The organism is Enterobacter asburiae (assembly GCF_008080435.1).
GTDB lineage: Bacteria > Pseudomonadota > Gammaproteobacteria > Enterobacterales > Enterobacteriaceae > Enterobacter > Enterobacter asburiae_C.
This window is the reverse complement of the sequence record NZ_VRKN01000054.1, coordinates 1-1,601: the sequence shown is the minus strand read 5'-3', so window position 1 is coordinate 1,601 and position 1,601 is coordinate 1. Positions and strand designations below refer to the sequence as shown.

Annotated in this window: 2 protein-coding genes; both read left to right on the top strand. The window is 55.2% G+C overall.

The features are described 5' to 3' along the window. Nucleotides 1-326: 326 nt before the first annotated feature. Nucleotides 327-923, top strand: coding sequence for a recombinase family protein (locus FU672_RS24765; RefSeq protein WP_148245224.1), 597 nt, complete (start codon nt 327-329; stop codon nt 921-923). A gap of 115 nt (nt 924-1,038) precedes the next feature. Next, nucleotides 1,039-1,601, top strand: a 563-nt coding sequence (locus FU672_RS24760) for an Rpn family recombination-promoting nuclease/putative transposase (protein WP_148245223.1), incomplete at its 3' end; no start/stop codon positions are given.

Genomic DNA, 1,601 nt, shown 5'->3' with positions numbered 1-1,601 from the left:
CGCCCTCAGGGTACTGGATTTGGATAAAAAACCGTAAAACCAGTAGTTCCGGTTGACACGGAAAGTCATATCAGCGTCTCATCTAGACCGTCTGTTCGGGAGCCTCCGGTTCGGGAAAAATAGTGTCCATCATTTTTTAATGGACACTATCCTGTGAAACTCCGGACATGGCCCAATGGGAGCGAAGGTGCGATTTCACGACATTTGCCAATATCCGAAACCGACCGTTTTCGTACATTGCTTACAGTACCTGTCCAAAACTTAGTGAAATTAGTTTCGTACACGCGCTATAATTCGTACATCCATTTCGTACAGAAGATTACGCCATGTCACGAGTTTTTGCTTATTGCCGTGTATCCACACTGGAACAGACAACTGAAAACCAGCGCAGGGAAATTGAAGCAGCTGGCTTTACCGTTAAACCCCAGCGCCTGATTGAGGAACAAATCAGCGGTTCGGTTGCCGCCAGCGAACGGCCCGGCTTTGCCCGGTTACTTGACCGCATGGAAAATAGCGATGTGCTGATAGTGACCAAACTTGATCGCCTGGGCCGTGACGCAATGGACGTTCGGAAGACCGTGGAGCAGCTGGCAGCGTCCGATATTCGCGTACACTGTCTCGCGCTGGGCGGCGTGGACCTCACCAGCGCGGCCGGAAAGATGACCATGCAGGTCATTTCGGCGGTAGCGGAGTTTGAGAAGGACCTGCTGATTGAGCGCACACATTCCGGCCTGGCAAGGGCCAGGGCCGCCGGGAAACGGTTTGGCCGGCCACCGGCGCTAAACCCGGAGCAACAGCAGGCCGCGCTTGAAAATCTGAAGGCGGGAGCCAGTATCAGCGCCGTTGCCCGCCAGTTTGGAACCTCACGGCAGACCATCATGCGACTGCGTGACGATGCGGTCAGCCCGGTGTCACCGGAATAACAGGGGAGGGGACCGAACCACCCCGGAACGGTCCCCTGTGAAACAGAAGGTACCAGGACCTCAGCTCCGGTATAATACTGCCAGATGACCACACTTAAACCAACGGAGACGCGGAATGTCAGGCAGAAAAGGAAAGGGCGGGAAGTCACCGGTTCCCCATGACGGGCTGTTTAAAACCTTCCTGACCCACACGGATACCGCCCGGGATTTTCTGGCTCTGCATCTGCCCGCAGAACTGCTGCAGCTGTGCGACCTGACCACCCTGCAGCTGGAGTCTGGTTCCTTTATTGAGGAAAACCTGCGAACCTATTTTGCCGACGTGCTGTACTCCCTGAAGACCACAGAGGGTGAGGGATACATTTATACGCTCATTGAGCACCAGAGCAGCCCGGACAGGCATATGGCGTTCAGACTCATGCGGTACTCCATTGCCGCCATGCAGAAACACCTGGATGCCGGTCATGAGCAGCTGCCGCTGGTTATTCCGCTACTGTTTTCACACGGCCGTGGCAGCCCCTGGCCATATACGCTGAACTGGACGGAGCTGTTTGCCAGCCCGGGAACAGCACAAAAACTGTATACCGGTGATTTTCCCCTCATCGATGTTGGCGCCATCGATGACGATGAAATCATGAAGCACCGCCGGATGGCCCTGCTGGAACTGATGCTGAAGCACGC